The 8,318-nt window shown below is 65.7% G+C and carries 4 protein-coding genes; all 4 read right to left on the reverse strand.

Going from position 1 to position 8,318, the window contains the following annotated elements; all coding sequences use genetic code 11:
• Nucleotides 1–44 precede the first annotated feature (44 nt).
• A complete protein-coding gene (locus QZ540_RS07550) occupies nt 45–4,352 on the reverse strand; it encodes an amino acid adenylation domain-containing protein (protein ID WP_294628906.1) in 4,308 nt (1,435 codons plus the stop codon).
• Nucleotides 4,353–4,579: 227 nt separating this feature from the next.
• Nucleotides 4,580–4,807 (reverse strand): phosphopantetheine-binding protein, encoded by a 228-nt coding sequence (locus QZ540_RS07555; protein ID WP_294628908.1) that lies wholly within the window; start codon nt 4,805–4,807, stop codon nt 4,580–4,582.
• Nucleotides 4,808–4,839: 32 nt separating this feature from the next.
• Nucleotides 4,840–6,540, reverse strand: coding sequence for a (2,3-dihydroxybenzoyl)adenylate synthase (locus QZ540_RS07560; protein WP_294628910.1), 1,701 nt, complete (start codon nt 6,538–6,540; stop codon nt 4,840–4,842).
• 256 nt (nt 6,541–6,796) lie between these two features.
• On the reverse strand, nt 6,797–8,200 hold the full coding sequence (locus QZ540_RS07565) for an enterochelin esterase domain-containing protein (protein ID WP_294628912.1): 1,404 nt from the start codon (nt 8,198–8,200) through the stop codon (nt 6,797–6,799).
• Nucleotides 8,201–8,318 lie beyond the last annotated feature (118 nt).

The raw sequence follows: 8,318 nt of genomic DNA on the forward strand, positions 1-8,318 counted from the left end.
TACCTCCGGGCTACATCAGTTATGGGGAAAACAGTTATAGGGAGTTAGCCTGCGAAGTGGCCGGTCACCTCCGCCAGACGCGCCGGATTCACCAAATCAGGGTGCGTACCCTCCAGCAACACCGAACGGAACGACGACGCATGCGCCGCCCAACCCGCCGCATCCAGATACGGCTGATCCTCATGCGGCACACCCACCAGTAACACATCACCATCAAAGAACGCCTGCTCAGCACCACGCATGAGCGCCGCCGAAGCACGCATACTACCCAGGCACACGCCCAACTTCTCCTCCGGCAGGTAACCCATCGCCGAACCCGCCCGCTGCAGACGCTCCAGAGTACCCGGCAGGTCAAGCTGCTCATCAGCGGCAGGCTCCGGCAGGCCACCCATACGCAGCAGCGCGCGGAAGCTCTCCTGCTCATCCGGCGCAGGCACACCCTGCCACTGCTCCGAAGGATACGCGTCCAACAGGATGACACGCTCAACCTGCGCACCCGCAGCCTGCGCCAAAGCCGCCACCTGCACCGCGGCAGTACCGCCCACAGACCAGCCCATCAACGCAAAACGACGCGGCAACGAACGCTCCGCCAGAGTCTTCTCAATCAGCTTCAGGTAGCCCTCAGCCAACTCCTGCAGGCTCGACGCAAACCCGGCATGCGGGTCAGAGAACGCCTCAGCCTGCAAAGCATACACGCCCTGCTGAGCCGGAAGATGCGAGAGGTACCCCGCATAGCACCAGCCCAAACCACCCGCGGGCGGCAGAATAAACAGCGGCGCGGGGGCTTCGTCATGCGCGGCAGGATGTTCACGCAAGGGTAGAACCGGCGCGAACTCCGCACCCTCGCCGCGCTCGCCCGCAATGGATGCCGCCAACGCCTGCACGGTCGGATGCGCAAACAGCGCACCGATGCTCACGCTCAGCCCCAGTTGCTCCTCAACCGCGGCAATCACCTCAAGAGCCGCCAACGAATGGCCGCCCGAAGCGAAGAAATCCTCGTCCACGCCGAAACGCTCACGACCCAGCACGCCCGCAATAATCGAGCACAGCTGCTGCTCCAGCAGACCGTGCGGGCCCTCGGCATCGGAAGTCTGCGGGGTCAGGTCGAGGGTCGCCAACAGCTTGCGATCTGCCTTACCGGAGGGGCTCACCGGCAACGCAGGCAGGGTGTGCCACAGGGTCGGAACCATGTAGTCCGGCAGAACCTGCGCGCAATGCTCACGCGCCGCCTCCACCAGCTGCTCGGCACGCTCGGCGGGAACCTCGCCCACCTCCAGCACCGCCGCCAGGGCGGGCTCACGCAGACCGCGGTACAGCAGAGCCACCGAAGCGGTCACGCCCTCAACCGCGGCAAGAGCCATCTCAATATCGCCCAGCTCCAGGCGCTGACCGCGCACCTTAATCTGATAGTCCGTGCGGCCGCGGTAACCAATGACGGCGCGGCCATCGGGAAGAATCTCCCAGCACGCCAAATCGCCCGTACGGTACAGGCGCTGGCTCTCGCCGTTCAGCAGCGCGAGCGCACCGGCGGGAGCCTGCTCCACGAAAGCCGCCTCGGTTGCCTGCGGGTTGTTCTTGTAGCCGCGCGCCAGCTGCACACCCGACAGGTGCAACTCACCCGTCACACCCACCGGCACGGGGTGGCCGGTCGGGTCAAGAATCAGGGTGCCGGTGTTCCAGACCGGCTCGCCAATGGGCACGCTCTCACGCTGCGGGTCGGTGGACGTCTCCCAGAAGGTTACGTCCACCGCCGCCTCGGTCGGGCCGTAGAGGTTCAGCGGGTACACGCCCAGAACCTCGCCCGCGGCCTGCACCTGGTCCTTCTGCAGCGCCTCGCCCGAGCAGACCACGTAGCGCAGGGGCTGGTCTCGGTCCTGACCGAAGCCGGCCTCAGCCAGGATGCGGCGCGCCGCCGGCGACGAGGTCAGCGCCGAAAGCATGGTCGGCACAAAGTGAACCGCTGTGACGGACTGCTCGGCGAACACGCGCGCCAGGTAGGCGGGGTCGCGGTGACCATCCGGGGCGGCAATGACCACGGCGGCACCCTCAGCGAGCGGCCAGTACAGCTCCCACACGTGCACATCAAAGGAGATGGGGGTCTTGTGCAGAACGCGGTCACCCTCCCCCACCGGAATCTGGTGCTGCTGCCATCGCAGGCGGTTATCAATCGAGCGGTGGCTAATCGCAACGCCCTTCGGGCGACCCGTGGAGCCGGAGGTGAAAAGCACGTAAGCGTCCTCGTCCAGGCCGGTTTTTACGCCCGGAAGCTCCTCGGCGGCGGGTGCCTGTACAGGTTCCTCGATGCTCAGCTGCGGTAGGGTGTGCTGCGGCAGGTTCGCGTGACGCGCAGGCTCCTGCGGGTTCAGCTCCTCCGCGCTCAAAGGGCGCAGACCGGGGCCGTGCAGAAGCAGGGAGCACTCGGCGTCCTCCATCATCACGCCCACACGCTCGGCGGGCAGATCCGGAAGCACCGGCACGTAGGTGGCGCCGGCGTAGAGCAGGGCGTACAACGCCACGTACTGCTCGGCGCCACGGTGCACGTGCAGACCCACCGCATCACCGGGGCGAACGCCCCAGTCCAGCAGCTGCGCGGCAAGCGCGCGGGCGCGCTCATCCAGCTCAGCGTAGGTGAGGGCGCGGTCAAAGGCGTAGGCGCGCTCCGACTCGGGGGTGAGCACCTCACCGGGTGCGGGGGCGGAATCCAGCACGGCGAGCGCCTGCGGATGCGCCGCCACCGCGTCGCGGAAGCGGCCCAGCAGGGTCTTGTACTCCAGCGGATGCTCGGTGCGCGCCGGGGCGGTCAGCTCGCGCAGGGTCGCCAGTTCAGCCTCGGTCGCCAGGCCCAGGTTGTTCAGGGAGGCACCCTCGCGCTGCGCTTCGGCGGCGTAGGCGGGCAGCCACTCGCTCAGGCGGGCGGCGTGGCGCTCCAACTCCTCGGCGGTGTAGAGCGCCGGGTTCATGTCAATCTCGCAGGAGATGCTGTTGCCGCGGCCGGGCATGCCGCGCAGGGTGAAGGTCGCATCAGCAACGGGACCGGCAGAGATATTGTGGATGCGCGCCGTCGGTACCGGGGCCCCAGACTCATCCTTGGAGGGAGCCGCCAGCGGCAGAACCGCGTCGAAAGGCACCACGTTAATCTGCGCGCCAAACAGCCTGGACTGGGCGTTACGTGCGGTACGTTCCAGGTCTTCCTGACGAGCCAGCGGATGCTCGGCGTTGCGGGCGTACTGCTCCTTCACCGAGTGCAGGGACTCCGCGATGGGGCCGGTCGCCGCAACCTGCACCGGCAGCACGTTCACCGCGGTACAGCCGGTCTGCGCGCTCGCCGCACCCAGGGCGCGGGTCGCCTCCGGCAGGATGCGTGCGAACATGCGGTTCATCTGCGGCACGCCAAACGAAGCCTGCGGGTAGCCACCCACACGCGCCAGGTACGAGCCGACAGCGGCGGCCGCCAGCACGGGCCAGGAGACACCGTGCTGCTTTGCCGCATCCAGCAGAGCCTGCTGGGTGGGCACGTCAATGCTGAATGCCAGGCGTACAGACCGCGCCGACGGGGAGGCGGTACGACCCGCCAGGGAGGTGTCTTCCTGTTCCAGGGCGCCGCTCGCCTCCCAGAAGGCGACGTCTTCGTCACGTGCGGCGGAGGCGGCTTCGTCGGCATCGAGCAGCTGTTGCAGGCTCATGCGGCGGGTTTCCGGGACCGGCTGACCGGCGGACAGGGTGCGGTATATCGCCGCCACGCGGGAGAGGCCGTTGAACGCGGCGAACCCGTCGGCAACCACGTGGGAGAAGGAGTGGTAAACCCAAAGGAACCCGCCGTAACGCACCACTGCGCTGCGCACGGTCACGCCCTCATCGGTGGTGAGGGGCTGGGCGAGCAGGCGCTGCGCCCAGGCGCGCACCGGCGCGGGCAAGTCAGAGTCAGGCAGGTCAGAGATGTTCTCCTCCCCCGCCTTCGCGGTGTCGCTCAGCTCCCCCTCATCCATCAGCTCCCCCTCGTCCACGAGCAGGTCAATGCCCGCGAGGAACGCCTCAAGCGGCAGAATCTGCTGGGAGGCGGCACCATCGGCAATGCGGGTGCGCACGCGGAAGCCCTCGTTCTCGCGGTAGAGCTGCACCAGCGCCTCACGCAGCAGGGCGAGGTCGGTGTCCGCGGGGCATTGCATAACCTCCGCGGTGTTGTAGCAGGGGTTCGACGGGTCAATCGCGGCGGCAAAGTAGATGCCGCGCGCGTTCGTGGTCAGCGGCAGCCAGGGACTGTCAGCGCTGTGCGATGCGGGGTCAGTCGCGGCGGTGCGAAGGTCGGAAGCAGTCTCGGAGCTAGCGGGTGCGGTAGTATCAGCTACGCCCATGGTGGCCTCTCTGAGGGGGTCTCAACGTTGAATGTGTGGGTTTGCGCAAGTCCATACAGTTTTGCGCGAGGTTGCGCCTGCAAAAGCGCTAAATCCGGCAGCAGCGCCGAACCAGATAGCAATGCCAATCACGGTGGAGTACATGCTCAACGCCCCGGACACCCGCAGAACCGGCGGCACCCTACAGTGCCTACCGGCGTGACGAGCCTCCGGGGCGCTACACGTATTTAGCCCAGGCGGGAGGCGATGAACTCCACGGTCGGGTTCTCCACCAGCTCGGTAAACTCAATCACGGCGCCCTCAGCGGCAAGGTCGTCGAGCAGGGCGAAGCAGCCCATCGAGTCCATGCCCAGGGAGAACAGGTCGGTGGTCGGCTCGTCAAAAGCGGTCTGCAGGGAGTCGGGCTCGACGATGTACTTTTCCATGATGGGGCGCAGGGTCTCAAATGCGGACATTTTTCTCCTCAATAGGGGTAGGGGCGTAAGGTTTAGCCGAAAATTTCGGCAAGCTTGGCACGCAGTTCGCGGCGGGAAATCTTACCCACGTTCGTGGTGGGCAGCTCCTGCAGAACCTGCACGCGCTCGGGAATCTTGAAGTCGGCGAGCTTCTTCGAGGTGAAGAACTCGTGCATCGTGCGGCGCGGGTTTTCGCCCAGGTCGGCGCCTTCCTTCGGCACAATGACCAGGCCCACGCGCTCGCCCACGGTCTCATCCGGGATGCCCAGAACCACGGCATCAAAAACGTCGGGGTGGGTCAGCGCCAGCTCTTCGATTTCATCCACGGCAATCTTCTCGCCGTTGCGGTTAATCTGGTCCTTCGCGCGGCCGGTCACCTCAAGGTACTTGCCGGCGACCAGGCGCACAATGTCGCCGGTGCGGTAGAAGCCGTCCTCGGTGAAGCCGTAGCGGTTCGCGTTCTCCTCCAGGTAGTAGCCGCGAATCGTGTACGGGCCGCGGGTCAGCAGGTGACCGCTCTCGCCGCGCTTGACCGGCTGGTCCTGATCATCAACGATCAGGATTTCGTCGTCGGGGCTAATCGGGTAACCCTGGGTCCTCAGGCGCAGCTCAATCATGTCGGTCGAGCGGGTGTAGTTCACCAGGCCCTCAGCCATGCCGAACACCTGCTGAACGGTGCAGCCGAGCACCGACTCAATCTTGCCCGCAACCGCCGGAGCCAGCTTCGAACCGCCCACCTGCAGGGTCTGCAGAGACGGCAGGGACACGCCGCGCTTCTCCGCGGAGGCGACCCACGCCTGAGCCAACGGCGGCACCAGCGCGGAGGTGGTCACACCCTCCATCTCAATGAGGTGGAACGCGGTCTGCGGGGACGGATCCGCCGCGAACACGAGCTTGCCGGAGGCGCACATGACGCCCAGAATACCGGGTGAGCTCATCGTGAAGTTGTGGGCGGCGGGCAGTACCACGAGCATGGTCGTGTTGTTGTTCAGCTTGCAGATGTCGACCGAGCCGCGCACCGAGTACAGGTAGGCGGCGTGGGTGCGGGGAATCAGCTTCGAAATGCCGGTGGTACCGCCGGAGAGCTGCAGGAACGCCACCTGCTCGCTCGCGCGGGTCTTCTCGGTGTTCTGGATGACGCCGGGCACGAACTCTTCGGCGAGCTCTTCTTCGGTCAGCGGGGTCAGCGGCTCCGCAACGTCAATAGCAACCGGCGGCTCCAGGGAGTTCTTGCGCAGTTCGGCGGCAACGTCCTCGTGCAGGGCGGTGAAATCCGCGCCGGGGGTCAGCGAGGAGAACACGTGCGCCGCCGCGTCGGTGCGGGTCGCAAAGTGCACGAGCTCGGTGGTGCGGTGCTGCGGCAGGCAGAACACCGGCAGCGCAGCCGCCCAGAAAATACCCAGCAGGTACACCAGGTACTCGGCGGTGTTGCCCAGCTGCAGCAGCACGCGGTCACCCGGCTGCACGCCAGCCTTCACGAGGCGCGCCGCAGCGGCACGACCTGCCGCCTCCAGCTCACTGTAGGAGAGGCGAATCTGCTGGGGCTTGCCGTCCTCATCGAGCTGCGCGTGCGAAAGCGCGACCAGCGCCGGGAAGTGCGGCTTCGCGCGGCAGGCATCGAGCAGGAACTCGGGGATGGTCTGGTCAATCCAGTAGCCGGCTTCGCGGTACTTCGCAGCAAAAGACTCGGGGATGAGCGGCGTGGGGGCCAGGGGGCTACGTTCTACGGTCATCTTCTCTCGATTTCTGTGTCGTTTGCGGTTTCTATAGCGCTCACGTTGTGTTCGCAGCGTGATGCCATCTCGTCAATGAGGGCGGGTGCGCAACCTACGCCGGGTACCTTTCGGTACCCCTCGCGGCTCGGTAGTGCTGCACATCTCTTAGGCTGTACTTCTCTAGGATACGGGCGAGGCGGTGTTTACCCTAACGGGAACCCCGCACGCCCACCACGCGGGGCGGGCTCTAGCGGGGACCCACCCCCGTAGAAGCTTAGGCGGCATCTCGCTGATCCTCCGCGGAGCCTGGCTCAGCGTCAGTCTCCTGACGGCAAGAAGCAATCATGCGCTCCAACGCCGGCACAATCGCGCCGCGCCAGCACGCATAATCATGGCCACCATTGAAGGTCGTACAGCGCGCGTTCTCCAGGCCCAGCTTCTCCAGGCGCGCCTTCAACTCGCGGTGAGGCGGCACCAGAATCCACTCCTGCTCCCCCACCTCAATCTCAAGCTGCAGGTGGCGCAGACGGTCAATCTCGCCCGCCGCCTCCAGCTCGTCCAAGCGGTCCATGACCTGCGGCTGCCACAGCGACGAAGACTGCGCAATCGCGCCGCCAAACGCCTCCGGACGGCTCAGCACCGCCAGCAGGGAGGACAGGCCACCCAGCGACTGACCGTTAATCACAATGTTCTGCGGGTCGGTCTTAATGCCGTGCACCGCTTCCAGGTGCGGGAACGCAATCTCCACCAGGTAGTCGGCAATCGGGTTGCCACCGTTCAGTTCCTTCCAGCGGTTCTCACGACCGCCAGAGTGCAGGAAGAACACGTGCATCGCCGGAATACGGCCCGCCTCATGGGCGCGGTTGAGGGTCTGCTCCATACCCTGGCTGAACCACATCTCACCATCAAACTGGATGAACAGCGGCGCATCCGGGGCGGGGTCACCCACGCGGCCGAGCACGTACTGGTGACCGTCAGAGGTCTGCATCCACTCGGGGGCGGGCAACGCGTCAATCTCTTCCTGAGTCAGGATGAACTCCTGCACCGGGGCGTGCTCAAGCTGCACCACACCCATGCAACGGCCAATACGGTTGCACACGGTCTCGGGGTTCAGCGGGTCGCCCTCACCGGAGTCCAGGGCGGCGCGCAGGCGCACCTGATCGTCGTCACCCAGCCAGGCGGGGCGCTCGCCGGGCAGCGCCGGCAAGAAGTTGTAGGAGGCACGCCAGGTGGTTTCCATCTGCATGCTCAGCTGCCACCAGGCGGTGCCCTCAATGCGGGTCATGAGGGAACGGTCAAGGTTCTTCTCATCGGTCAGGCGGTTGATGAACATGAGCACCTGCTCCGCCTGCTCGTTGTGGTACAGGAAGGTGACGATGCGCTCGTTCTCGTTAACGGTGCCGTCTTCGCGGAGCACCGGCTCAATAATCGGGGTGCCTTCGGAGACTACCTCAAGGATGCGGGCGTTCAGCTCTTCGGGGCTGACCGCCTCGGCGATGAGGGCGCTAATGAGGGGGCTGTCCACGCGCGGTGCCGGTACGGGGCGCGGGGTCTTAGGAGGGGTCGGGCGCACAGCCGGCGCAACGGTACGCGGCTGCGCAGAAGTAGCCTGGGCAGAAGCAGTCTGCACAGAAGTAGCCTGTGCGGGAACGGTCGCGGTGGGTTCGTGCTCGCCCAACGGTTCCTCCTTGGTCTGTTGAAACACTCAATCGGTGAGAATCGGTGAGGAGGCGCATTATCATTAGTTAGCCTCTACTACCTCACTCTATGGTATCCCTTACCCAAACTCTAGCCAA

The sequence above is a fragment of the uncultured Rothia sp. genome (assembly GCF_916049665.1).
Classification (GTDB): domain Bacteria; phylum Actinomycetota; class Actinomycetes; order Actinomycetales; family Micrococcaceae; genus Rothia.

Bases quoted from the DNA above. Each gene is read 5' to 3' on its own strand.
- QZ540_RS07555 (WP_294628908.1), bottom strand. From the start codon at position 4,807: ATGTCCGCATTTGAGACCCTGCGCCCCATCATGGAAAAGTACATCGTC.
- QZ540_RS07550 (WP_294628906.1), bottom strand. From the start codon at position 4,352: ATGGGCGTAGCTGATACTACCGCACCCGCTAGCTCCGAGACTGCTTCC.
- QZ540_RS07560 (WP_294628910.1), bottom strand. From the start codon at position 6,540: ATGACCGTAGAACGTAGCCCCCTGGCCCCCACGCCGCTCATCCCCGAG.